We start from the raw sequence: 25,517 nt of genomic DNA on the forward strand, positions 1-25,517 counted from the left end.
GCGTATAAATACCTAACAAACAAACGATTACAATCATCGGTTCGAGCTGCCCTTTTGCGTGATGTGTTTTTACCTTATCTATCACCTGTCTTATAAACTCTAACAAGGATTATTATGTCTACTTCTGAAAACCCTACCCTTGATACGTTCAAAGGTTTATTTAACGAATCTGAATTCGTCTATCGCCATCTAGGTTCTAACGATACCAAACAAGCCAAGATGCTAAAAGCCATCGGTTATGATGATATGGCCAGCTTTATCAATGATACTGTGCCTGAGCCAGTACGCATGAATAAAGAATTAGACTTACCATTAGCGATGAGTGAGCACGGTGCACTAGCCAGATTGCGCGTGATGGCAGACAAAATTACGGTAAACAAAAGCTATATCGGTCAAGGCTACTCTCCTGTACGTATGCCTGCTGTTATTCAGCGTAACGTACTAGAAAATCCAGGCTGGTATACCGCTTATACGCCTTATCAAGCTGAGATTTCACAAGGTCGCTTAGAAGCATTGCTTAACTTCCAGCAAGTTTGTATCGATCTGACTGGTCTTGAGATGGCTGGTGCCTCATTACTTGACGAAGCAACCGCTGCTGCTGAAGCAATGGCCATGTCTAAGCGTATGAGCAAAAGCAAATCAGACCAGTTCTTCGTTGATGAGCGCATTTACCCACAAACGCTAGACGTTATCCGCACCCGTGCCAAGTACTTTGGTTGGGAAGTGGTCGTTGGTGATTTCGAATTGGCTAAATCTGGTGATTACTTCGGTGCGATTTTCCAGTATGTCGGTCATGAAGGCGATGTTAAAGATTTAACGGACGTCATCAGTACCGTGAAGAAAAACAAAACCTATACTTCAGTCGTTAGTGACATCATGAGCTTGGTATTGTTAAAATCACCCGCTGATATGGGTGCAGACGTAGCCCTTGGTAGCACGCAGCGTTTCGGTATCCCTATGGGCTTTGGTGGTCCACATGCTGCTTACTTTGCATTCTCAGATAAAGCCAAGCGCTCAGCTCCTGGTCGTATCATTGGGGTGTCGATCGACTCAGAAGGCAACACTGCCCTACGTATGGCGCTACAAACTCGTGAGCAGCATATTCGCCGCGAAAAAGCCAACTCGAATATCTGTACCTCACAAGTATTACTTGCCAACCTTGCCGGTATGTATGCCGTCTATCATGGCCCGACTGGTGTTACACGCATTGCTACGCGTATCCATGCGTTTGCGACTGCCTTTGCTAATGTTATCAAAAAGGCTAGCGACGATAATAAATTAAACGTCGTTCATAACCAGTTCTTTGATACCGTAGTCGTTGATTGTGGTTCAGAAAAACTAGCCACTCAAATCTTCGAAAATGCAGATAATGTTGGCTATAACTTATGGCGTCTTGGCGATAGCAAACTGAGTGTTTCCTTCAGTGAAACCAGCGACCAAGAAGACTTTAGTGTTCTAACTCAACTGTTCGTTGGTAAGTCTCATGATTTACCTAAAGATGCTCGCGTATCTTTAGATACCGAACATTTACGTACTGATGCTATCTTGAGCCATCCGGTCTTTAACTCGCATCATACCGAACATGAAATGTTACGTTATTTAAAATCGCTTGAAGATAAAGATTTGGCGATGAACCGCAGTATGATTCCCCTTGGTAGCTGTACGATGAAACTGAATGCGACCAGTGAGATGTTGCCTATCACTTGGCCTGAATTTGCTAACGTGCATCCTTTTGCACCACGTAACCAAGTCACCGGCTATATCGATATGATTGATAGCCTACAAGAGCAGCTAAAAGCCATTACCGGCTTTGATGATGTGTCTATGCAGCCAAACTCTGGCGCCTCAGGTGAATATGCCGGTCTACTGGCTATCCGTCGCTATCATGAGTCACGAGATGAAACCAATCGTGATATCTGCCTAATCCCGCAGTCTGCGCATGGTACTAACCCTGCAACGGCAATCATGATGGGCATGAAAGTGGTTGTGGTCAAAACCGATGACAATGGTAACGTTGATATCGATGACCTGAAGGCTAAATCTGAAGAGCATAGCAAAAATCTAGGTGCTTTGATGATTACCTATCCATCAACGCATGGTGTGTTCGAAGAAGGTATCCGTGTCATTTGTGACCTTATTCATGAACATGGCGGTCAAGTGTATATGGATGGTGCGAACATGAACGCACAGGTTGGCATCATGCAACCAGCTGATGTGGGCGCTGACGTGCTACACATGAACTTGCACAAAACGTTCTGTATTCCACATGGCGGCGGCGGTCCTGGCATGGGTCCTATTGGTATGCAAGCGCATCTAGCACCATTTATGGCCAACCATAGCATCAGCCCCGTACATAATGCGCAAAAAGACTTAACAGCAGTGTCAGCAGCACCTTATGGCTCAGCGAGCATCTTGCCAATCTCATGGATGTATATTGCGATGATGGGCCGTGATGGTATGTTAGAGGCGACCAATCTAGCGCTATTAAATGCCAACTATGTCGCCTCTGAGCTTAAAGATCATTACCCTGTTTTATATACGGGTAAAAATGGTCAAGTCGCGCACGAATGTATCATCGATATTCGTCCGCTAAAAGATGAAACTGGTATTACTGAAAGCGATATTGCTAAACGCTTGATGGATTATGGTTTCCATGCGCCGACTATGAGCTTTCCAGTATCAGGTACTTTGATGATTGAGCCTACTGAGTCTGAGTCTAAAGAAGAGTTGGATCGCTTTATCGATGCGCTAAAATCTATCAGAGCGGAAGCTATGAAAGCCAAGGCTGGCGAAGATGGCTGGACAATCGAAGACAATCCATTGGTGAACGCACCGCATACGGCATCTATGATTACTAATAGTGAATGGTCACATCCATACAGCCGTGATACTGCGGCGTTCCCATTGCCTTATGTGCGTGCCCATAAGTTCTGGCCAAGCGTTGCCCGTGTCGATGATGCTTACGGTGATAAGAACCTAATGTGTTCTTGCCCAGGTATCGAAAACTACATGTAGTTTTGATAACGGACTGCTCAATGAGTTGTCTTATATAAATGTAATAAAAACCTCCAAGTCAGCAGCTGACTTGGAGGTTTTTATTTTGCCTATTCTTCTCTTTATAAGTCAGTTTATTCATTAATTAACACTATCAGTGTTTTAAAGCTATAATAAAAACTTAATATAATAAAAATACTCGTCAATTTATTATGCCAAATAGCTTCTATGGAATCGCATATGCAGCAAAAGAACCGCGCTATTCTTATTCATGGCTTACATCAAACTGCATGGATCATGCGCCCACTGGCTAAGCGCTTACAAGCGCAAGGGCTTGATACGCATCAATATGGTTATCGTAGTATGCGTGATGGTATAAAAATAAATAGCCAGCGCCTAAATGCTTGGCTCGAACAACATCATCATCCTGACTGGCCGATAGACCTTGTCGGTCATAGCTTGGGTGGGCTTATTATTCGTGACTTTGTTTATTACTATCCGCAGTGGCAGATTAGGCATTGCGTGACGCTCGGCACGCCGCATATTGGTAGTATTTGTGCCGATTATATTTGGCGGTTGATGCCTGCTGTTGTCGGACAATCGTATATCGATGCCTTAGATGGTACGGTGGCACCGTTACCTGAGCATATTGCCCTTGGGGTGATTGCTGGAAACCGCCCCAAGGGTTTAGGGCAATTGTTTTTGCAGTATCATAATCGCAAACTACGTAAAGAAAATAATCCACTGCTCGATGAATGTCTTGTGCATGATGGCACAGTATATTTGAAAGAGACCAAACTTGACGCTGCTACTGACCACATAATCATGCCAGTATCCCATACAGGCATGTTAGTTGATAAAGAAGTGGCCAAGCAGACAGCACACTTTTTACAACATGGGCTGTTTCGACGTTAATATAGTCAGATTTCTATTGGAAACTGACTATATAGTATTTTAAACGTTAATCCCCATACCTTGTTGCAGCTCAGTTTTGTGTGCTTCAATCACCGGTATCAATGTTTGGGCGACCCATTCATGACGCCAGCCTTTTAGCCCTTGTGGTAATTCTGCTAGCGTCTTATTAAAGGCAATAACCTCATATAGCTGTCCTAGCCACTTTTTACGCATCAGTACACTTTCTGGCACACCGATTTGCTCAGCACGCGCGGCAACCGCTTCTTGTACGGCTTTGGACAGTACTTTATTTTTCGAACGATAAGGCGGCAGCAGACAAGGCGGATGCTCAACAGGCGCAAGCATTTTTGCATCATTAATCACCTTCATCAACTCATTTCCATACAGACGCAGCATACTTCGATGAATCGTAGTCTTATGGGCAAGCTCGCGCATATTGCTCGGCTTCTCAGTGATAATCTCACGCACCGCTTGTTTTTTAATCACAAAAGTACGGGGTTGATTAGTCGCCCGCGCCCGCTCTTCACGCCAAGTAGCAACCGCCTGTAAAATTGCCATTTGTTGCGAATCATAGCGATAATCGGCCATCGTTAAATACATCGCTTCGTCTTCAACATGTTGCGCAGCATACAGCTCAGAGGCATACAGCTGGCAATCCGCCCACACATAATCGTACAGTCCTTTCGATTTCAACGCATACTCAATACTCAAATATAATGCCGGCAAAAAACGCACATCATCAATGGCATATTGCTCTTGTTCATCTGACAATGGCCGTCTGAGCCAATCAGACTGACTTTGTTCCTTATCGATATGCATATCTAACTGATCATCAAGCGCTTGCTGATAACCCATTTGTAACTGCCCCGTTAAATAGGATAAGGCAATTTGGATATCAAAAATATTGGTCAATGGTGGACAGCCTGATAATAGATAAAAAATGCCCAAGTCTTCGCCACAAGCATGCCAAATAGCGATATCTACTTCGCTCACTGCTTGCCAAAAATGGGCTAATTGCAGCTGCGGGGCATCTAATAAATAAATGTGATCGCCAGTATTGAGCTGTACTAACGCCAAACGTGGATAATAAGTATCACGCTTGATAAACTCAGTATCTAAAGCCACGCGCCCGCAACCTTCTAAGGCGTCGATAACCTCATCTAACCGGTCCTGTTCGCGCACCCAAGTGATAGGCAGATCATCAGCGATATCTAACAGCGCATCAAGATCCGGCTCGGGCGGCAATACTGCTAAATTTGTATCGGTGCTTGCCGACTGATTATTATCGATAACATCGTGAGCAACTTCAGTATTGATGGCAGCGGCAGAAGAATTATTTTGAGAATTTATAGGTAATGAAGGGTCAGACACGGGCAGATACCTGCATAAATTAAAGAGAGAAAAATACTAAAAACAGCCATTATTATTTATAAAATAGCGGTCAGCATTTATAAAAGAGGGGTATAAAATAGATTAGTAAGGTAAGTATAGCAATTTCACTATGAAAAATGGAAAACCAGCGCGCAAAAATTTAGCATTTGCAGCCTTTATTATTATTGATATTCTAAATCTCCATACATTTAGAGAACATGGCATTCAAAGCACTTATCATTTAAAACACTTAATCATCATAAAAAAGAACGATTTTGCATGGCTTGTCCAAGGGTCATACTATCCAAATATTCCAGCTCGCCGCCCATCGGAACTCCTTGTGCCAAACGGGTTACTTTATTAACATGCCGGCCAACTGCCTCACTAATAAAGTGCGCGGTGGTCTGCCCTTCAACGGTGGTACCGGTTGCCAGTATCAACTCCTCAACCGGCTCTTGTTTAAGCCGCCAGACCAGCTGATCGACATTCAAATCATCGGCACTAATACCATCAATCGGTGACAGATGCCCACCCAATACAAAATAGCGTCCGCGATAGCCAGCAGTCTGCTCAATTGCCATTACATCGGCCGCCGTCTCGACCACGCATAATAAAGTGTCATCACGGCGCGGGTCTTGGCATAGGGGACAGATAGTATCGTCACTAAAGCTATGGCAGCGCTGGCATTCAACGATATCACGCATCGCTTCATCAAGTGCTTGCGCCAGAGCCATGCCTTGGGGACGTTTTTTGGTGAGCAAATGTAGCGCCATACGCTGGGCACTTTTTTGACCAACACCCGGTAAAATACGCAGCTGTTTGACCAGCTGATCAAATTTGGGGGTAAGCAAGGTAACTTCCATCCTTTATTTAGGGGCAGTAAAATCTAAAACATTATTCATAAAAATGGGGTCGTATCGTGTCGATAACAACCCCATTTCTAACTTCAATAAGCAGTACTTAACGCAAATTCGGGCTTAAAACATACCTTGCATACCTGGCGGTAAACCCATACCTGAGGTCGCACCAGTCATGGTTTCTTCGTATAATTCATCGGCTTGACGAACCGCGTCATTGATAGCGGCAGCGATTAAGTCTTCGATCATATCCGGCTCGTCTTCTAACAAGCTGGGATCAATAGTTAAGCGCTTAACCACATGCCGACCAGTCATCGTAACTTTTACCAGACCACTGCCCGATTCAGCATGCACTTCTTTATTAGCCAAGTCTTTTTTTGCCGTCTCAACATTGTCTTCTACTTTCTTTTGCATCGTTTGTGCTTGTTGCATTAATGCTTGAATATTCATAATTGCCTCTTATATCCATGGAGAATTTATAAAAATGGAAAATTGTTAATGGTAAAGAATCATACATTATCTTATATAAGCAGTGATTATACCGCTATCGTTACAAACTGTCTAAACCATGTGCCAAATCTTTGATAATGTCTTCCACATCCTCTAGTCCAACTGACAAACGAATCAAACTATCTTTGACTCCCGCTTCAGCGCGAGCTTCGGGACTAAGACGGAAATGAGTGGTCGTCGCAGGATGGGTAATAGTGGTTTTGGCATCGCCTAAATTATTGGTAATAGAAACCATTCGAGTCGCATCAATCACGTGCCAAGCTGCAGATTTCGGGTCAAGCTCAGCAGTTGCTTTAACTTCAAAACCCATAATCGCGCCATAGCCATCTTTCATATGGTGCTGACGTTTGGTTAATTCATGAGAAGGATGGTCGGTCAATCCTGAGAAATGCACGGTACTCACATTGGGATGGTTAACCAAGAATTGCGCGACTTGGTTGGCATTACTACAATGCGCTTGCATCCTTATTTTAAGAGTCTCAAGCCCTTTAGTAAATACCCACGCATTGAACGGGCTCATACTAATACCGCCTGAGCGTACCACAGTAAAGGCCGCTTGCATCAGCTTATCACTGCCGACCAATGCGCCGCCAAGGACTCGACCTTGACCGTCCAAATACTTAGTTGCAGAATGGATGACCACATCCGCACCTAACTCTAATGGACGTTGCAGCGCAGGAGTGGCAAAACAATTGTCCACCACTAATAAAATATCATTGGCTTTTGACAATTGACTTAGAAACCCAATATCACAAATTTGTGCGAGTGGATTACTGGGACTTTCGCAATAGATAACCTTAGTATTGGGCTGTACGGCATTGGCCCACGCTTCATTATCAAAGCAATCGACATAGCTAACTTCAACGCCAAACTTAGCCATGTAATTATCAAACAAACCAATTGATGAGCCAAATAATTGATTGGCAGCCAGTAAGTGGTCACCTGCTTTCAAATAAGCAAGACACATGGTCAAAATTGCGCCCATGCCCGAAGCGGTAGCTACAGCGCGCTCGCCATTCTCTAGAGCAGCAAGGCGGCGCTCAAAGGTACGTACGCTTGGATTGGTATGACGCGAATAGACGTTACCAGTCTTAGTGCCATCAAAGTGGGCAGCAGCATCAGCAGCTGACTTATAAACATACGAGCTGGTGGTAAAGATAGGCTCAGAGTGTTCACCCTCATCGGTACGATGCTGCCCTGCGCGTACAGCGATGGTCTGCATTCCATAATCCAGCCCTAAATCTAAAGCGTCAGAGCGCCAGTTTAGGTCTAAATTGCTGTCTTCATGCGTTTGCGGCTGACTCATAACGATTCCATCTCTATTGAGTATTAAAAATTATTAACTCTTGTGGTTATTGATTATTGATTATTGGTTGTTGATTATAGATCATTAAAGGTTGCAGTGTCTGTCGTGTCTACAAGTTAACGGTCCAAATCGACAATTATAAGGTGGATGTATTATTTGGATGATTAACTCCGATAAATAATGTCTCGCTCCCTTATGTCGGACATCTGCCAAGCATTATTTATGGATGCTATTTAAGGAAATTTAATCATAGATGCAAAATATAGGTGAAGATTTAAACCCTAAGCTTGGCTAAAAAAAGTAACGTATTTTTAATAGTCAGATATCGTCTCACCTGCTAAGCTTAGCGGCTAGTCATTTTGTATCTTTAAAAACTATTATTTTGTTCGGTTCTAATGCCAATGTATATTATAGGTTATTTAAGCATAATGAATGCTTTGAGCATATGAATGGAGGTTTTGGCATGTTAATGTTCAAGCCTTACTCGTTAATACTCAGCATCTACTATACTAAAGGCGACGCCCTCTATCTTATAAAAATACATACTTCAATACTATTGTTTTTCAGTATCATCATATGTCTTTAAGTAGCATCGTTTTTAGTACTTTTATTTAATATTATTACAAGGATTCACCATGACGGATAATCAAAATACCAATTCGGCCGCTAATTTAGCTGCTAACGCGACCTCCGGTAAGCCTACTAGCGTCAGCTTTTTGGGCTTGGGAGCAATGGGCTATCCGATGGCCAGTCATCTGGTTGGACATTTTGATAGCGTCATGGTCTGGAATCGTAGCGCAGATAAAGCACATGCACATGCTAAAGAATTTGGTAGTCATGCCGTTGACTTTGAGCAAGCGCTCAGTGCCAATATTATTATTTCATGTCTGCCGACCAGCCAACAAGTCGCTGAACTTATTGAACGCGCCAAGCTGCATTTGCGTGTAGGTAGCGTTTGGGTTGACTGTACCAGCGGCGTTCCTGACGCCGCTCATAAAGCCGCAGCGACCTTAGAAGAATTGGGCTGCTACTTTATTGACGCACCAGTCTCCGGACAAACCACGGGCGCAATCGCTGGCAGCCTAACCGTCATGGTGGGCGGTGACACCGATGCGCTAGCTTATGCTAAACCTGCCATTAACTGCTTTGCTGGATTGATTGAGCATGTGGGCAGTAGTGGCGGCGGCTTTGCGGTGAAAGCGGTGAATAACACTTTATTTGCAGTCAATAGCTGGGCACTGGGTGAAGGTCTGGGCGTGCTCAAGGCGCATGGCGTCAAACCCTCATCGGCACTAGAATGTATCAACCATTCGAGTGGTCAAAGCTTTGCTTCAAAAGTCACCTTTCCCGACCGTATCGTCAACCGCAGCTTTCCTAAAACTTTTACCTTAGACCTAATGGCAAAAGATTGTGGTATTGCCATTGATTTGCAACAGCAGGCCAAATTACCAGCGCCAGTGATGGCTGCCGTTGCCAGCTTTATGCGCGCGGCAAGCAACCAAGTACCTGCTGGCAGTGCTGACTTTTCAGAATTCATTCACTTTTTAGAAAATTGGACCAACCAGATGATTAGTGATGACCTTGATGAAAATAACGCCAGCAAGTAGCGAGAGTTAACCTGCCAGCTCACATCTTTTATATCATTTTTTAGCAAATCGTTAAGCGCATTAAGGTAAACCCGTTATGTCGATGTTCAATATAGACCCAAGCTACCTATTGCTGGGCTTGACGCTGGGCCTATCCTTGAGTCTAAGTGCGTGTCAGAGCTTACCTAAACAGCCGCATTTGCCTCAAAGCCAACAACTATCGGTAAGAGTCAATACCTTATATCAACAGGACAATAGTAAGATTGTACAACCTGATAGTACAAAAATTGGTGATAAATCTGCTGGACATAAAGCGGACGCGCAGCAGCCGGCACTTATTGATCGTCCTAATACTAATTTGGTCGCGGCTATCACTGAGCAAAATGATATTCACCCCGACTTATCGGGTTATCATCCGATTGTGACGGGTGCGAACGCTTTTGCCTCACGCAGTATCTTGACTGGGATGGCTACCCAAAGTATCGATGTACAATATTATATTTGGCATGATGACCAAGCAGGTCAACTGATGCTCAAGGACTTGTGGCAAGCAGCTGAACGCGGGGTTATCGTACGCTTATTACTGGATGATTTTAATAATAATGCCCAGCTTGATCAGCATTTATTGCGTTTTGCAAGCCATCCCAATATCGCGGTACGGCTTGTCAATCCGCTGATGCACCGCAAGTTTTCAACATTGAACTTTGTGACCGGCCTGCCCCGAATCAATCGGCGCATGCATAATAAAAGTATGACCTTTGATAAGCAAATCACTATTATTGGTGGTCGTAATATTGGCAACGAGTATTTAAGTAATGATCAAAACAGCCAATTTGCTGACTTAGATGTGCTACTTATTGGTAAAGTGGTGGCAGATATTGATAATAGCTTTATCAGCTATTGGTCAGCGCCAATATCGTTCGATATCGAAACCCTAGTGAGCCTTAATAAAGGGGCAACTGGTGACTTCCTAACCTCGTTAGACAAGCTCGATGACGATGAAAAGAATAATACGCGCAGCAGCTTAGCCGTTTATAAAGCGGCCATTGAAGACTCGTCTATTGACACCGATTTGGTGAATAAACGCGTGCCTTTTCGCTGGGCAGATATACAGTTTTTGAGTGACGATGTTGGCAAACTGACCAAAAGTGTGCCTAAAGAAACCAACCTAGTACATCAGTTGCGTACCTTGTTGGGCAGTCCCTCAAAAAAACTTACCATCATCTCTTCATACTTTGTCCCCACCAAAGATGGCGTCAATACACTGGTGCAATTGGCAGATGCCGGTATCGAGATCAAAATTTTGACCAACTCGTTTGATGCGACCGACGTGACCGCTGTACATTCAGGTTATAGTCAATGGCGACCTAAAATGCTGCGCGCCGGTATCAAAATTTATGAGCTAAAATCAACTGCTAGTGAAGAGAAGCGTGAGAATAAGCTTTGGAAAGCGCGTAGCCAATCATCAACCAGCCTGCACGCTAAAACCTTTGCCATTGATGACCATCAAGTGTTTGTCGGCTCCTATAATGTCGATCCACGTTCAGCTAATATCAATACTGAAATGGGCGTCATTATTAATGACGATGAGCTAGCGCGTCAGTTACACGAAGCATTAAGTGATGATTTGCTGAACCAAGCCTATGAAGTCAAACTGACGGATAATGGTAAGTTACAGTGGCATACGCTCGAAAAAGGCGAAAAAGTCATTTACGATTCCGAACCACGCGTCGATACGGTTGATCATATTTGGCTGACGATTATGTCATGGTTGCCTATTGACTGGTTACTCTAGCACCCTAATTTATATGATTTTAATGCCTTAATAAGCCTTTGACTTTGCAAGTAATTGCTTGTTAAGTGATTACTCGGTAAATCATCATGGTAGCGTGCTGATTTACCGCTTTTTATGTTGGATAGTTATCTCATAGTACGCTTTGATGGTGTACTTGTCATGATGACTGCCTCAGCCACCATGTTGATATTTGGATACCTGATCTATTATGCCCTCTCGCTCTCAATATGCACTCATGTCTTCGGCAGACAAAAACATGGTGCTGTTCATCTGCTTTAGTAGCGCCGTGGCATTTTTTGATTTTTTAATCTATCTGTATATGGCAGATATTGTCTCGTCTACTTTTTTCCCAGCTAACCTAGATCCGAATATCTCAAAACTGCAAGGTCTTGGGCTTTTTGCAGTCGGTTATTTGGCGCGGCCACTTGGCGGGTTAATTTTTGGGCGTTATGGTGATATTAAGGGTCGTAAGCCAATACTCTTGCTCAGTATGCTTGTCACTGCTGGTAGTATGCTGGCGATGGCCTGTCTGCCAACCTATGCCCAATGGGGACTGCTAGCACCTGCGTTATTTATTTTATTGCGGCTGATTCAGGGTATGGCATTCGGAGTATATGTGCCGCTGGCGTGGATATTTGTCGCTGAACACGTCCCGCGCCAATATTTATCGCTTGGCTGTAGCTACGTGACGGCAAGTTTTTTTGTGGGTGTACTGTTTTCCAACGCCTTTTTTATATGGCTAAACGAATCTATGACACCTGAGCAGCTCATCACTAATGGTTGGCGATTGCCGTTTATTGTGGCAGCGGTACTGAGTTTTTTACCGCTACTGGCTTGGCGCTTTATCAATGAATCGCCGTTCTTTATCGAATTGCGTGATATAAAGCCGGACAAACACACCAATCAACCTTTTACACTCTTGTTTAAGAATTGTCGGCAGTCGATATTTATTGGGTTGATGTTGACTTTGATTATCGCTAGTATCACTACGGTCATCATATTATTATTACCTGAATTGATTGAGCTGAGTTTTACTTTAAACAATGATTTATTTGATTTTTCCCATAGCCTTGGCATTGTGTTTATGATTTTTGGCTGTATATTTTATGGATTAATATCCAATTATCAGAACTTTGGTAGAATTTTGGTCATTGGTTCCGTGTTATTAATAGGCCAAATGTTCGCTTTCTATTACCATCTGGAAGCAGGTGGCGATTATATTTTAATAATGTATGCGTTGTTAGGATTTTGTGCCGGTATTGTGGGCATGGTACCTGCTATTCTTGTGCAGCTCTTTCCAACCAATGTACGATTAACGGGTGTGGCGCTTTCTTATAATGTGATGTATGGTATTGTGGGCGGTTTGGTACCTTTTGGCCTTGGTTATGCCACGATGTTTATAAGCTTCTCTCCTGCTTTATATATCGCGTTTATTGGTTTCATTGGCGTGATAATGGGACTTTATTTTTATCATCTGCCCGAATTTAGAAAAATAGATACTATTATTTAATGGTAATTATTTTGAAATAGCCATTTGAACACTAACAATCGAAAAAAGGCGGTGAACAATGAGGGTTGATATGACCGATAAGCGCCTATCAGTCGCGCCGATGATAGACTGGACGACCACCGAATATCGCTATTTTGCGCGGCTATTTAACCCGAACGTATATTTATACACTGAGATGATCAGTACGGGTGCGCTACTGCATGGCAATCGCGCACGACATTTGCGCTTTGATAAGGGCGAGCATCCTATTGTCCTGCAGCTGGGCGGAGCCGACGTTAACGAGATGACGCAGTGTGCCGAATTTGCGCAGCAGCATGATTATGACGAAGTTAATATCAATGTTGGCTGCCCATCCGACCGTGTACAGCATAATAAAATCGGTGCCTGCCTGATGGCAGAGCCTCATACCGTTGCTGACTTGGTTAGGCACATGCAAGCCGCTGTCGATATTCCGGTAACGGTTAAGCATCGCATCGGTATTGATGATTTTGACAGTTATGAATTTATGCATCAGTTTGTAGAGACCGTAGCTGCTGGAGGGTGCACACGCTTTATCGTCCATGCGCGTACCGCGTGGCTCCAAGGCCTTAGCCCCAAACAAAATCGTGAGGTTCCACCGCTACGCTACGATGATGTTTACCGATTAAAGCAAGACTTCCCTGAATTAGCTATTGAGATTAATGGCGGTATTGAAACCATAGCAGATATTCAAAACCACCTGCAACATCTTGACGGCGTAATGATTGGGCGCGCATTTTATCATAACCCCTACCTGTTAGCTGAAGCCAACACTCTATGGGATCAACCGGTTCCCAAGCGCTCAGATATTTTAGCGCAACTGTATCCGCATCTACGTCAGCAAGTAGAAAAAGGTGAACCGCTATCCACGATGGCGCGGCATTATTTAGGGTTGTTTCAGGGATTAAGTGGCGCACGAAAATGGCGGCAAGCGTTAAGTGGTAAGCCGCATCTGACAGTTGAAGATATAGAACAGGCAGCGTTTGAAGTATTGCAATTAAATCCCGATGCTTAGTATATGCATGCTAAATAATGATTTATGTCATAAGCCACTATTTAGCGCTGAAAAACTAATTTAGGAAGCTGGTTTAAAGGATTAGCCAACTTGTAATAAATACTGCCACATTGCCACGCCGTTATTGAGCATATGCAGTAGTATAGGCAACAGTAACGAGCCAGACTTGATGCGGGCATAGCAAAATATCAATGCCAATAACACAATCGTACTTATCTCATAGAAACCATATTGCAAGTGAATCGTGGCGAAGATAATACTAGTCGCGATGCTGGCAATGACAGCACCGCGCCGCTCTGACTTCTCATTTACCTGCGTACCTGAAAACTGCCCAGCAATAGCAGACCATAACAACCCTCGAAAGACCAACTCTTCATATATTGGCGCGATAATCACCAGCGCCAACATCAGCAGCCATACCGAGCTGACCGACTGATATAACGGGTCAACGAAAGCAGATGGCATTACATCTAGCCAGTAAGTCAATGCCTGACTGCCCATCATAAATAGTAATAGTATGCCTAGCAGTGCCAGACCAGTGGTTAGCGAAAACGGAGTGAGTGCCAAATATTGCCGCACATCACCGCCTTTTGAGCGAATAATGATTATGCTAAGTAGCGTCAATATGACGCAACTAATAATAATGGATACGCTCACAATTGTGCCGTCATTACTACCCAAAAACAATGTATCACCGACTGTTAGGCTATCAGCTGCTGGCAATAACAGCTTGCCAGCTAAATAAACACCCACTAGCTGACTGGCAAAAAACGCAATAACCATTCCTACAATAAGCGCTAGCGTGCCAAAATGCGAAAATACAGGCAGTTTCTTGGGCTGATTAATGGTTAAGTCATCTGAAGGTGGCGTTTGGTTTAGCATAGCATGGTGGCTCAAAATGGCGGCAAGATACGTTTAACTAATGTTTTCAAAACAACCGTGACTATTCATGATTTAATCTGACAGTTGCCGAGCAATCAAGGTTAATACTCGCGCCGATACCGATTCTGGGTGCTCAAGTGGGAACATATGACCACCGGCATGGGTCTCATAGGGAATTCCTAAACGCGCGTTGATTTGTTGCGGAAAACGTCGCTTTAAAAACACACTATCTTCACCAATGACCAAGGTTATGGGAAGCTTAGGCGCACGGTTCGGCACTAGCCAATACCAAGAAGGATTGGTACGAAACACCGCCACTTCATTCGCCTTAGGGATTGCTAAGGTCACCTTACCATCAGCGCGCTCATGTAAGCCATGCTTGATATAACCTTCAAAACTACGCTCATCAAAATGTTTAAAAAACCCTTTGTGGCGCAACTTATCATAAGCGTCAGCGCGGCTGTCCCAGACATCACGGCGATGTTTAGAGACACCAGCAGGCGACAGCTTATCCATCAAGCGATTATTCATCAGTGGCAGACGATCAGCCGTTTTTGCAAGGTGCCACAGCAAACTGGCCTTACCATAAATCCAAGGTGGATCTAGTAGTACCGCTTGGCTAAAGCGTTCAGGGTTACAATATAGCACCTGTATGGTACACATAGCACCCAATGAATGTCCGACTGCTACTACTTGCGCGACGCCATGTTCCTTGCAGATACGCTCAACACTATCAAGTATTTGCTGCGTTAAACTGCGCCAATGATTATCAACCGGATAATCAGGATTGCCGCCCAACATTGGAATAGTTTCAATGGTAAAAAACTCAGCCAAACCTTCAAAAAACGGCTCATAGACTGCACTTGGCATTCCATTAGCATGGGCAAAATGGATAACCGGTTTTTGCGTTTTTTGGGATACTGGCAGCGACGCAAAAGTCTGCGAATTAATAACACTCATGGCTTATTCTCACTGATTCTAATGGGCTCTTATTAAACCAAATAGTCGGATAGTAAAACAACAAAACTGAGCCGTTATGCATGGCTCAGTCTTTATGATAATCCTATTAAGTAGATGCTAAATTAAAAATTCTAAGATTAACGCATCTGCGCATTACCCTCATCTTTTGGTAATACATCAAGGTTGATACTTGAGCCGATACCTGCGCCCATTTTAACGGCAAAGCGGTCCATAAAGAACTGGAACGGATCCATCGGCGTATAGTTCACTACAGTTTTAAGTTTAAGTTCTCTCTCTAAACTGGCAATACTTCCGGTTTTATCCGCTAAACCTAAGGCGATTGATTGCTCGCCTGTCCAAAATAATCCTGAAAACAGCTTGTTTTCTTCTGGATTTTTTAGACGGTCGCCGCGACCTTCTTTAACCGCATTGATAAAGTGCTTATGGGTATTAGCCAGCACTTTTTCGACATGTTGCTCTTCATAATCCGTAAGCGGGCGCGACAAGCTTAAGATATCCTTATACTCGCCAGCAGTAATAGTACGGTCTTCTACGCCTACTTTATCCATTAAACCTTCGATATTATAGCTTGGCATAATGACACCAATGGAGCCAACCAAGCTTGATGGATTGACATAAATCTCGTCAGCCGCGGACGCAATATAATAAGCACCAGAGGCGCCAATATCACCAATGACAGCATAGAGCTTTTTATTAGGATATTCTTTACGCAAGTCCATCATAGTTTGCCAGATTTCATCCGACTGCACAGGAGAGCCGCCAGGTGAATTAATATCTAGTGCTACCGCTTTTGAATTGCTATTTTCAAAAGCACGCGTCAAGGCTTTACTGACGTCATAAGCATTGGCTTTATCACTATTACTGATAGTACCTTGTAGCTCAACCACTGCCAAATGCGGCTTACTGGTATCGACACTATCAAGCCCAGTCGGAGTGTTACTAGTACAACCGCGACCCAAGGCCAACACGATGAATAAAAGATAACCAAAGGTGAGCAGCTTAAAAAATATACTCCAACGCCGCGCTCGCCGCTGCTCTGCCACGCTGGCTAATAGAGTGTTTTCGATCAGTCGCCACTCTTGTCCACTTGGCTGACTTGGTGGCAGCGGTTGTATTGGTGCTGGCTGGTTTGCCGAATTTTCAGGACGTTTATTAGGGTCTGGTGGCCAGTTGGGCATATAACTTCCTAAGTTAGAAACAATCTAAAACGATAAAAGAGCGGCTATAAAAGCATAAATACAGCTTAAAACATCAAGTCTTTAACTATATTGGCACTCTATTTTAATTAGCTACTAAGTATGGTGCTATTTTGGTCACGGTTCAATAGTAGACACATGAGAAACTATAAAATGTAACGTTATTGTTGCGTTATTTGTGCCTATTCAATTGACTTGAGACTCTGTGCCAAGGGACAATGCAACTTCTAAAGGCTCATTATCATAAGTCATCACCTCGCCTACTCTTTGCGTCGTTAATATCTCAGCAGACACTGGTGAACTACTGTGACTGAGCCACGTTATCGTATGCTCAGAAGCGTTACTAATAGCAAACGGCTTAGCGGTACATAACAATGACCACAATTGCCAAATGCGTGGATGAGTAGCGGCATCAAGAATAAGGCGTGACTGAGAGCGCTTGCTTTGATTTAAATTCTGATCAGCATTCTGCTTATTTTTTACTACTGATTGCTCTAGCGCTTGGCCTAAGTTTTCTTCTAGTGGCGCAGTAGATAACGCTAATTTTTGCGCCGTCAAATTTGGGGACTGCCGTGGATTAACGCCATTATACCGGACAATATTAATGGGCATATCACTATCAATGGCTAGCGTACAATCCCAAACGCTGGCATCGTCTATTTTGTGCCAGCCGGTCATCGCTTGCAATGTTAAATCGCCATTGACCAGCTGCCATATTTTACCTTGCTCACAGCGTTGAGCACTTATCAAAGCTCTAGTTTCAGACGAGCTGTCATTCAGATAAGTTTGCAGCAGTGTTGACCAACGTTCACTACGTCCCGCTTGCCAATAGTGATTGGTTGGCAAACTTTGGATTAATTGGGCAACCGTCATCGGTAGCAGCTCAGGCGACGAAGCAATATTTTTTTCTTTAGGTTTTTTATTTGGCAATATATTGGTTAAAGGGCTGGTTAATGCTGCAACGCTTGTCTGTACCACTATACCTTCTAGATGCTTAATAGCTAAGGTACGCAGTTGCTGCTCTAATGTCTCAGACAGCTTGTCCGCATTCAGTGAGCTTGGCATAGTTCGCATATCATGTGGACGATGGTTGGCTAAAAATAGCCAGCTAACATTACCCGAAACTGACGACTTTTCAAGTTGATTATCTTCATTAAGCTTATCTTTATTAATTTTATTATTGTTAATAGGATACTGTAATACCGCAGCGGTCACATAACGGTCGCCTGTAGGCAAAATATATAACGTTGGCGCCAGGGATAATGCCTGCTGATTGCTGGATACCGTCATCATTAGCAGAGCCAGCGGCGGCAATGCCAACCAGCGACTAATAAGTCCACGCGGTAGCAGCCAAGGCAGCATAATCAACAAAGCCATCAGTAGCATGCCGGTATTAACCGGTGTATATAACCATGCGCCCTTGAGCGCGGGTAACCCCGTCAGCCACGCTATCAGTTCGTGTAAATTAGCAACGACTGTACTCACCAATGTCCAAATACTATCAGCGGCTATTGGAAATATAAGATAACACAGCCCTGCCAGTAAATTAAGCGGCACAATAACCCAGCCAAACAGACCAATAGCAAACAAGTTAATGACTAAGCCCCACAGGGACACCTTGCCAAATAGCAATAAGGTAATCGGTAATAGAGCGATAAACAACCAACATTGCAGCTTAAAAACTCGTTTAAATAGCGACCAAATTTTCGTACGCATTAAGTCCGTTCTAGAGTGCTGTCTATTAAGGTTATGTTTACGCTGATGTTGAGCGGATAATTTGGCTTGTGCCTGTCGCCCATCATCGTAATTTAAAAGCAATGCCACCGCGATAAAGGACAGCCAGTAGCCTGCCTGCCATAAGACGTAAGGGTCGAACCACGCCATCACTATTGCCAGTGCTAATAACACGCGCATCGTACTGATGGGCAACAAAGTCAATCGTACTGCCCCAACAGCCAGTAACATCCATGCCGTTCGCGCCGCCGGCACATCAAACCCTGTAAACAGCGCATAAATAAAGGCCGCGCCAATCATTACCCACCAGCGCACCTGCCAACGGGGGATAGTGCGATACAATACTGACCCTCTTTTATCAATCAATAACGTGACCAAACCAGCCAGCACAATCGCCGAAAATAGGACGTGCGTACCAGAAATGGCTAGTAAATGAGAGATACCTGCCAGCTGATATAAGTCTTTAGTCTCATGACTGATGAGACTGCGGTCGCCAGTTAATAGGCTCAGCGTCACCGCACGGGCTTGCTGCTGGGCGGTGGTTTTCTGCGGCCAATCTTGATAAAAATGCTGACGCAATTGCCAACGCCATTGATCAATGGTCACACGTAGAGAGTGCAGATAAGAGTCAGAAAACGTCAGCAGCGTCGACGAATCACCAACCGTATTAACAGGAGCACCCATTGCTATCACATTGGCCACTCCATCAATATCACGCGCCCGCAGCCAGCGATAGCTGTCAAAACCTGACGGATTATTAAGGGCTTCTTGCGACGTTTCTAGCGGCGCAAGTGCTAAAGTCATCAGCATTTGAGCGCCGGGCTGTAAACCGTTTAAGGTTGCTAGCTTGGTATCAGCCTTATTATTTTTAGGATAGGCGTTTAGTAAGATGCGATATGTTTTATATTTGGCAACTTTAATATTTTTAGTATTGTCATTATCCGAGCTATTATTTTTTATATACTCTAGAGTGTTTGCATTTAAGTCTTCATCGCTCAATTCCGCTACCAATGGCGTAAGCGCTCTTAATATTGCCACTTGCCGATAGCCATTATTAGTTTCTGGATCATAAACGCTGTCGCTAATACCTTCGATAGTCACCCACGCTTGAACGCGCATCGGCTCAGTGATTTTTGTGGTTTCTGCTTGCTGATGATGGCTTAATACTTGCCATGCACTACCAATAATTAAAATACTGGTCAATAGCGCTATTAGCAAATAATGAAAAGCGCGAAAGGATAAACGAAGGACGGAAAGCCGACTTTTTGAAAAAGAAGAATGGGTAGCCACAGGTGGTGATGCGCCACGCTGGCTGATAACGATTAAGAGAATGGCGACGATAATAAGCAACAGCGGCAAAAGCGAGAAAGCACTCATGCTGACTAGCAAATCACTGTCCGGCAACCCCATGCTACTGGCGACTGCCAACGTACCTATCATAACGGTTATTATGAAAATACCAATCAACCCGTACACCAGTGCTCCTTGTTTGCGTATCTAAAAATTAAGGTTATAAAATCTGATGCTCTAAAAGACTAAATACGATTATCTATAGCCGTGCCTTACCGTTAAAATAAGCTTTAGGTTATTTTTGGTGATGATCCTTATAATGTTAACTTCCATTACGCCCAACAATAGCATTCCTTACTAGATTGCCCTATACTGATTGAACCTCTGGCGGCATTAATATGCATTGATTTGCCCCCTGTCCCATCCTTATTATCGATACTGTTTTTCACTGATGATATTGTTTGCATACTAGCCACTCACATTATGCCGAGTGGCTAGTAGTTAATGATTAAAGGCAAGCCTGTGCCCCAAAAACGTCTTAAAGATCTGCTACCCACGCCCGAAAAAATCCTAGAAAGTCGCACTTTAAAGCTATTTGCACCACATCTGGCCGATGCGCGTTTGTGGCAATTTAATCGTCATAGTTTGAACAAAGCGGTTTATATCGGGGTACTCAGTGCATTTTTTCCGCTGCCAGGACAGATGTTACTGGCCTTAATCGGCGCGCTAATTTTTCGTGCTAATGTTCCGATGGCGCTTGGACTGACTTGGATTACCAACCCAATTACTACCCTACCTGTGTTCTATGCCGGCTACTATATTGGTGCCAAGATTATTGACGTGCCAATGATAAGCTTACGGCTGATTGGCAGGATGATTACTGACTTTAGCCTATGGGTATTGTCCGATGGTGCCAATCCATTCGTCACCTATCGCGGCACCGTATCTTTGACTGCATTTTGTTTGGGTTTGTTCATACTGGCAATTGTGACCAGTATTATCTGCGGTCTGGCATTTAAGGCGATTTGGCGTTACAAGACAATCACTAGCTGGCAAAAGCGCCAGCACAAGCCTACGGATAAACCACCTAAAGATTAAGCCATATTTGATATTTAACCATGATACTGACAAACAGATGTCATAAGTAAGATTACTCTATTTAAAGGTGTGTTCACCTCGATAGTTATCGACACTATAAGAGAGACACCTTTGCTAAATTTTTTACCTATAAACCTTTTGACTTACCCGTATATCCACTCAATAGCTTTTTTATTGATCTATATATGTACTTAATAATCTTCCCAATACCCATTACGTAGTAGTAATTGACGGTCAGCCAGCTCAGCCAAATTGCGATCATGGGTGACCATCAATAGCGCGGTTTGCATGGTGCTCTGTAGCTCTGAGAGTAGACCGAAGACACTTTGGGCATTATCATAATCCAAGTTACCCGTTGGCTCATCCGCCAAGATCAGCGATGGCTTAGTCACCAAAGCCCGTGCAATGGCAACACGCTGACGTTCCCCACCTGATAGCTCACCGGGTCGGTGCTCTAAACGATGTTCCAAGCCCACATTTTCTAAAATATCAACCGCTTGCTTGCGTGCATCAGCGGTCGAGACGTTTGGGCGCATCAATAACGGCATAGCAACGTTTTCTATTGCCGTAAACTCTGCTAAGAGGTGATGAAATTGATAAATAAAACCCAAGTACTGATTGCGCATGGCGCCGCGTTCAGTTTCATTCATATGATTTAAGCACTTACCATGTAACCAGACCTCACCGCTAGTTGGCGTATCAAGCCCCCCCAGTAAGTGCAGCAAGGTACTTTTCCCCGAGCCACTTTTACCGACAATAGCAATGCGTTCACCGGCATTGACGGTCAAATCTAGACCAGCCAACACTTGCGAGCGCACGGCACCTTCATCATATATCTTACTGATATTGCTCGCCTCTAAAATGGCAGACATAGCGTTTCCTCTATTTATACTTATATTCGTACTTAATCACAGCATGGTTACTATTGATAAGTGATAATGAACAATCAATAAAGCTAAATCAATTAACCAATGCTGATTCTAAGCTGTCATTAAACTGATTTAATAATGAGTTATTCAACCATTAGTAGTCATTTACTCGTAGCGCAACGTTTGGGCTGGCTGAATTTTAGCAGCGCGACGTGCTGGATAAATAGTCGCCAAGAAACTCAGTACAAATGATGCACCTGTAATCAGCACCACATCAACCAAGCGCAACTCTGATGGCAGATAATTGATGAAATAAGCATCAAATAAATGCAGACCAAAACTCTGGTTAATCCAGCCGAGGATATCACCGATACTCAGTGCAAATATGATACCGAGTATCGTACCAGCGATGGTGCCAATAAAGCCGATAACGACCCCTTGCACCATAAATATTTGGGTAATCAGGCGCGGAGAGGCACCAAAGGTTTTTAGGATAGCGATGTCTGCTTTTTTATCTGTAACTAGCATGACTAAGCTTGAGACAATATTAAACGCTGCTACTAAAATAATCAAAAACAGCAACAAGCCGACCATCGCCTTTTCCATTTGGATCGCACCAAATAGATTGCCGTGAGTTTGCGTCCAATCATTCGGATACAGATGGTCAGGCGCAATCGCTGCTGCTTTTTGTGCCGCTATCGGCGCAGTAAAAATGTCATTAAGCTTCAGGCGAATACCTTGTGCCCCTTCCGGCAGACGCAGCAATTTAGCAGCATCGTTCATAGGAATGAAGGCCATTAAGCTATCCACTTCCGGACTGATGCTAAATATCCCCGTCAAGGTAAAACGCTTAAAGCGTGGTATCACTCCAGCTGGAGAGGGTGACGCTTCGGGCAGCACCAAGGTGACTTTATCACCAAGGCGTAACCCTAACGATTGCACCATCTCTTCACCGAGGACAATACTAAAGTCACCACTTTGTAGCGTATCAATACTACCTTCAGTCATATGCTCATTGATAATCGAGACATTTTTTTCGTATTCAGGATCCACACCAGTGACCATGATTCCTGCAACCTGACCGTTTGATGTCAGCATACCTTGCAGCTGAATAAAGGGCGCGACTGCGGCCACCTCTGGATCTTCTTCTTTAATGCGGTCAGCCAACTGTTTCCAGTCACCGATGACCTCGGTTGCACTCACCGTTGCTTGCGGGACCATGCCCAAAATTCGGGTTTTTAGCTCGCGATCAAAACCATTCATCACTGATAATACGGTGATTAACACCGCAACTCCAAGGGTTAAACCTATCATCGAGATCAGCGATATAAAAGAGATGAAGCGGTTACTGCGCTCTGCTCGGGTATAGCGTAGGCCTATAAATAATGCTAAAGGACGAAACATATTCACACTCTTTGTCTTATTCATGTGTAGAGCTTATATATACTTAAACATAAGCGCTCAAAACTGCGCTACGCCAAGCCATCAAAGCTCATACTAATAGTGAGCTGAAACATAGATATGGTTTTAGACAGGTCAGTTATGGGTCTAACTGTAGCTGTCAAAAGGGAGCTAGTTTGACACAATTTATCTAAAATGTGCCAGTCATTAGCAAAAACTGCGCGTATTTTTTAATAAAACAGCTTGCTTTGTTATTATTTTTTGTGAGGGGCTTGCTATTAGCTGTGTCTATACCTATATATTGTATGCTAGGGACAATTGTCATTAACCCATCATTGTGGTTTGTTTACTCTTTACTAATGACGTTGCGATGTGCGATCGACCAATAACGTTTTACATATTGGCTGATAGACGAGCAACGACAGTTTAGTATTCAAACTTCATGGCTGATTTAATTTTGAGTATCTTCATGACCATCAATTATCAATATAAAAACGTACAGGCTCCTACCAAAGTCATCTTAACTGACGAGCAAACTGCCGGACATGCTGACCATTGGCGTATTTTAACCGATGATATGAGTCACGATGTACCGCAGTGGTTACAACAAATGATCGAGCAGGCAGCAATGCCTAAAGGCCTCAATAGCAATGTCAGTGCCAAAGACAGCTGCTTGCTACTTTCAGAAAATCAGCCGTGTCATATCAATCAAGTATTGGCAATGAAAGACGGCAAGCCTGAATGCTTCGTTAATGCCTACCCTTGTGTCAATAGCCCTTATGGCCTTACAGGTCGCATTGAGCGCGTGATTGTCAATGAAAAAACGCAAGATGCGGTACTGCGGCTGCGTACATCCGACGGCAGTGTCATTTATGCCTTCGATCAACTTTATACCGCCAATCGCCATTTATATCAACAAGACACCTCCTATTATGTAAATTTCAGCGGTTGGGCACACGAAATTACGCTAAGCGAGCAGGATGAAGTCATCATGGTCGAAGACGTCGAGGCCATCCGTTATCATCGCGCCTTCAACGATATTGTTGCCGCTAATGACGGACAGGTACCAGACGATATCCAAGCTCGGATTAAAGATTGGAAACCTGAAACCAAAGAGCAGATGGCCCCAGTAGAGATTAACTTGGGGCATATGTGCGCCTATCTGTTCGGTGATACCTTGGGCCAAGAAGATGAAGCATGGTGCCAAGGTCAGGTTCTGGGCAAACAAGAAACCCTATTTAATGGTAAGCCTGTCATTTTATTTGACGTGGTGATATTACGTGAGCAAAATGCCGATCCATTCGTAGTACGGATGGGTGCGATGAGTACGGCGGGCACGCAAGCCATCCAAGTTAATGATTACGTGCAAGCTAATATTTGGCTACAAGCGGCGATATATAAAGAAAATCAAGCTACAAAATCACAGTCGCAAGCCAGCTAACTGGCTAAAGTGAATTGTTTTAAATCACTGCTTTGTAACACCGCCTTATAAGACTATCAGCACCATAGTTTTTTGATAAAAAAAGCCCCTAATACATATTAGGAGCTTTTTTTGGTTATCTCATTCGCTTACATTACTGCTTTAACAGTATTAAGCCATAGTAGTATTTGAACGAATACGTTTGAACAGCTCTTTTTGCTCTGAGCTTGGGCGTGCGGTCTGTAACGCCATCAGCTGTGACATATCGCCCTCAACGCGAATCTGACCGCTCATAAATGCGCCCATAATTTCGTTCATATCAAAATTAGTGATGATAGACTGCAACACATCGCGATCAAGCAGCAAGGTAGTAGTCGCATCAGTATTCAGTCCACGATGTAATAGACCATCTGCAAAATTGGCATCGATATCTTGTTCGCCATTAGAGACTTTTAGATTAATAACCATATTGGCTAAAGCTGGTGGCAAGTTTAGCTCACCTGCCTCATTACCAAACTCTGCAACTTGCTCGAACCATTCATCCGTCAAAAAAACTGCCATATTATTATCCTAGGTGACTGTCAAACACGATACACGCCCACACGATAAATGGCTGCATCCATGCCGATATCACTACTGTTAAAAGTTATTGTTTAAAAGTGTTTGGACACTGTTTACTGGACTGAACAGTACTTACTGATGGTATTATTAAAATCCGTGAGCTCAGTAAGTAATGCAACCCATTCTTATTATGGCGCTGTTTTAGAAT

Annotated in this window: 19 protein-coding genes; 8 read left to right on the forward strand and 11 right to left on the reverse strand. The window is 43.7% G+C overall.

The window, feature by feature from the left end:
- Positions 1–114 precede the first annotated feature (114 nt).
- Both gcvP and JMY06_RS02445 read left to right on the forward strand, forming a co-directional pair.
- Positions 115–3,015, forward strand: a complete 2,901-nt coding sequence (gene gcvP / locus JMY06_RS02440) for an aminomethyl-transferring glycine dehydrogenase (RefSeq protein ID WP_201615927.1) — start codon at positions 115–117, stop codon at positions 3,013–3,015.
- 219 nt (positions 3,016–3,234) lie between these two features.
- Entirely contained in the window at positions 3,235–3,909 is a 675-nt protein-coding gene (locus tag JMY06_RS02445) for an esterase/lipase family protein (protein ID WP_201615929.1), read from the forward strand.
- 39 nt (positions 3,910–3,948) lie between these two features.
- Here the strand turns inward: JMY06_RS02445 and JMY06_RS02450 are convergent, their stop codons facing one another.
- The 4 genes from JMY06_RS02450 to JMY06_RS02465 all read right to left on the reverse strand — a co-directional run bounded on the left by JMY06_RS02450 (position 3,949) and on the right by JMY06_RS02465 (position 7,953).
- Entirely contained in the window at positions 3,949–5,280 is a 1,332-nt protein-coding gene (locus JMY06_RS02450) for a ribonuclease D (protein WP_227672117.1), read from the reverse strand.
- A gap of 257 nt (positions 5,281–5,537) precedes the next feature.
- The gene (recR, locus tag JMY06_RS02455) at positions 5,538–6,131 is read right to left on the reverse strand and encodes a recombination mediator RecR (protein ID WP_201615931.1); all 594 of its coding nucleotides are present in this window, start codon (positions 6,129–6,131) and stop codon (positions 5,538–5,540) included.
- A 126-nt stretch (positions 6,132–6,257) separates the two neighbouring features.
- A complete protein-coding gene (locus JMY06_RS02460; RefSeq protein ID WP_201615933.1) occupies positions 6,258–6,587 on the reverse strand; it encodes a YbaB/EbfC family nucleoid-associated protein in 330 nt (109 codons plus the stop codon).
- Positions 6,588–6,687: 100 nt separating this feature from the next.
- Positions 6,688–7,953, reverse strand: coding sequence for an O-succinylhomoserine sulfhydrylase (locus tag JMY06_RS02465; RefSeq protein ID WP_201615935.1), 1,266 nt, complete (start codon positions 7,951–7,953; stop codon positions 6,688–6,690).
- A gap of 635 nt (positions 7,954–8,588) precedes the next feature.
- Here JMY06_RS02465 and JMY06_RS02470 point away from each other — a divergent pair.
- The 4 genes from JMY06_RS02470 (at position 8,589) to dusA (ending at position 13,877) form a co-directional block, all read left to right on the forward strand.
- Positions 8,589–9,560: an NAD(P)-dependent oxidoreductase gene (locus JMY06_RS02470; protein WP_201615937.1), complete on the forward strand. Its 972-nt coding sequence runs from the start codon at positions 8,589–8,591 to the stop codon at positions 9,558–9,560.
- 76 nt (positions 9,561–9,636) lie between these two features.
- Positions 9,637–11,334 (forward strand): phospholipase D family protein, encoded by a 1,698-nt coding sequence (locus JMY06_RS02475; protein WP_201615939.1) that lies wholly within the window; start codon positions 9,637–9,639, stop codon positions 11,332–11,334.
- Between the two features lie 208 nt (positions 11,335–11,542).
- Positions 11,543–12,844 (forward strand): MFS transporter, encoded by a 1,302-nt coding sequence (locus JMY06_RS02480; protein WP_201615941.1) that lies wholly within the window; start codon positions 11,543–11,545, stop codon positions 12,842–12,844.
- 70 nt (positions 12,845–12,914) lie between these two features.
- Complete coding sequence (gene dusA / locus JMY06_RS02485; protein WP_227672118.1) at positions 12,915–13,877, forward strand: tRNA dihydrouridine(20/20a) synthase DusA; 963 nt, start codon at positions 12,915–12,917, stop codon at positions 13,875–13,877.
- An 81-nt stretch (positions 13,878–13,958) separates the two neighbouring features.
- Here the strand turns inward: dusA and JMY06_RS02490 are convergent, their stop codons facing one another.
- The 4 genes from JMY06_RS02490 to JMY06_RS02505 all read right to left on the reverse strand — a co-directional run bounded on the left by JMY06_RS02490 (position 13,959) and on the right by JMY06_RS02505 (position 20,146).
- On the reverse strand, positions 13,959–14,759 hold the full coding sequence (locus tag JMY06_RS02490) for a CPBP family intramembrane glutamic endopeptidase (RefSeq protein WP_201527532.1): 801 nt from the start codon (positions 14,757–14,759) through the stop codon (positions 13,959–13,961).
- Positions 14,760–14,831: 72 nt separating this feature from the next.
- Positions 14,832–15,719 carry an alpha/beta fold hydrolase gene (locus tag JMY06_RS02495; protein ID WP_201615945.1) on the reverse strand — a complete coding sequence of 296 codons (888 nt, stop codon included), beginning with the start codon at positions 15,717–15,719 and terminating at the stop codon, positions 14,832–14,834.
- Positions 15,720–15,856: 137 nt separating this feature from the next.
- Positions 15,857–16,918, reverse strand: coding sequence for a signal peptide peptidase SppA (sppA, locus tag JMY06_RS02500; protein ID WP_201527534.1), 1,062 nt, complete (start codon positions 16,916–16,918; stop codon positions 15,857–15,859).
- Positions 16,919–17,122: 204 nt separating this feature from the next.
- The gene (locus JMY06_RS02505; protein WP_227672119.1) at positions 17,123–20,146 is read right to left on the reverse strand and encodes a ComEC/Rec2 family competence protein; all 3,024 of its coding nucleotides are present in this window, start codon (positions 20,144–20,146) and stop codon (positions 17,123–17,125) included.
- A gap of 336 nt (positions 20,147–20,482) precedes the next feature.
- Between JMY06_RS02505 and JMY06_RS02510 the strand changes: the two genes are divergently transcribed.
- Positions 20,483–21,058: a DUF2062 domain-containing protein gene (locus JMY06_RS02510; protein ID WP_227672120.1), complete on the forward strand. Its 576-nt coding sequence runs from the start codon at positions 20,483–20,485 to the stop codon at positions 21,056–21,058.
- 191 nt (positions 21,059–21,249) lie between these two features.
- Here JMY06_RS02510 and lolD read toward each other — a convergent pair whose 3' ends face one another.
- Together lolD and JMY06_RS02520 are read right to left on the reverse strand one after the other, a co-directional pair.
- Positions 21,250–21,930, reverse strand: a complete 681-nt coding sequence (gene lolD / locus JMY06_RS02515; RefSeq protein ID WP_201615947.1) for a lipoprotein-releasing ABC transporter ATP-binding protein LolD — start codon at positions 21,928–21,930, stop codon at positions 21,250–21,252.
- 162 nt (positions 21,931–22,092) lie between these two features.
- Positions 22,093–23,331 carry a lipoprotein-releasing ABC transporter permease subunit gene (locus JMY06_RS02520; RefSeq protein WP_201527538.1) on the reverse strand — a complete coding sequence of 413 codons (1,239 nt, stop codon included), beginning with the start codon at positions 23,329–23,331 and terminating at the stop codon, positions 22,093–22,095.
- Positions 23,332–23,797: 466 nt separating this feature from the next.
- Between JMY06_RS02520 and JMY06_RS02525 the strand changes: the two genes are divergently transcribed.
- Entirely contained in the window at positions 23,798–24,769 is a 972-nt protein-coding gene (locus JMY06_RS02525; RefSeq protein ID WP_201527540.1) for a hypothetical protein, read from the forward strand.
- Positions 24,770–24,919: 150 nt separating this feature from the next.
- Here JMY06_RS02525 and JMY06_RS02530 read toward each other — a convergent pair whose 3' ends face one another.
- Positions 24,920–25,309: an SCP2 sterol-binding domain-containing protein gene (locus JMY06_RS02530; RefSeq protein WP_201527542.1), complete on the reverse strand. Its 390-nt coding sequence runs from the start codon at positions 25,307–25,309 to the stop codon at positions 24,920–24,922.
- Positions 25,310–25,517 lie beyond the last annotated feature (208 nt).

This window comes from Psychrobacter urativorans (assembly GCF_904846675.1).
GTDB lineage: Bacteria > Pseudomonadota > Gammaproteobacteria > Pseudomonadales > Moraxellaceae > Psychrobacter > Psychrobacter urativorans_B.

Excerpts from the sequence above, each read along its gene's own strand:
- gcvP (WP_201615927.1), top strand. The coding sequence starts at position 115 with ATGTCTACTTCTGAAAACCCTACCCTTGATACGTTCAAAGGTTTATTT.
- JMY06_RS02445 (WP_201615929.1), top strand. The coding sequence starts at position 3,235 with ATGCAGCAAAAGAACCGCGCTATTCTTATTCATGGCTTACATCAAACT.
- JMY06_RS02460 (WP_201615933.1), bottom strand. The coding sequence starts at position 6,587 with ATGAATATTCAAGCATTAATGCAACAAGCACAAACGATGCAAAAGAAA.
- JMY06_RS02465 (WP_201615935.1), bottom strand. The coding sequence starts at position 7,953 with ATGAGTCAGCCGCAAACGCATGAAGACAGCAATTTAGACCTAAACTGG.
- JMY06_RS02470 (WP_201615937.1), top strand. The coding sequence starts at position 8,589 with ATGACGGATAATCAAAATACCAATTCGGCCGCTAATTTAGCTGCTAAC.
- JMY06_RS02475 (WP_201615939.1), top strand. The coding sequence starts at position 9,637 with ATGTCGATGTTCAATATAGACCCAAGCTACCTATTGCTGGGCTTGACG.
- JMY06_RS02480 (WP_201615941.1), top strand. The coding sequence starts at position 11,543 with ATGCCCTCTCGCTCTCAATATGCACTCATGTCTTCGGCAGACAAAAAC.
- dusA (WP_227672118.1), top strand. The coding sequence starts at position 12,915 with ATGACCGATAAGCGCCTATCAGTCGCGCCGATGATAGACTGGACGACC.
- JMY06_RS02490 (WP_201527532.1), bottom strand. The coding sequence starts at position 14,759 with ATGCTAAACCAAACGCCACCTTCAGATGACTTAACCATTAATCAGCCC.
- JMY06_RS02495 (WP_201615945.1), bottom strand. The coding sequence starts at position 15,719 with ATGAGTGTTATTAATTCGCAGACTTTTGCGTCGCTGCCAGTATCCCAA.
- sppA (WP_201527534.1), bottom strand. The coding sequence starts at position 16,918 with ATGCCCAACTGGCCACCAGACCCTAATAAACGTCCTGAAAATTCGGCA.
- lolD (WP_201615947.1), bottom strand. The coding sequence starts at position 21,930 with ATGTCTGCCATTTTAGAGGCGAGCAATATCAGTAAGATATATGATGAA.
- JMY06_RS02520 (WP_201527538.1), bottom strand. The coding sequence starts at position 23,331 with ATGTTTCGTCCTTTAGCATTATTTATAGGCCTACGCTATACCCGAGCA.
- JMY06_RS02525 (WP_201527540.1), top strand. The coding sequence starts at position 23,798 with ATGACCATCAATTATCAATATAAAAACGTACAGGCTCCTACCAAAGTC.
- JMY06_RS02530 (WP_201527542.1), bottom strand. The coding sequence starts at position 25,309 with ATGGCAGTTTTTTTGACGGATGAATGGTTCGAGCAAGTTGCAGAGTTT.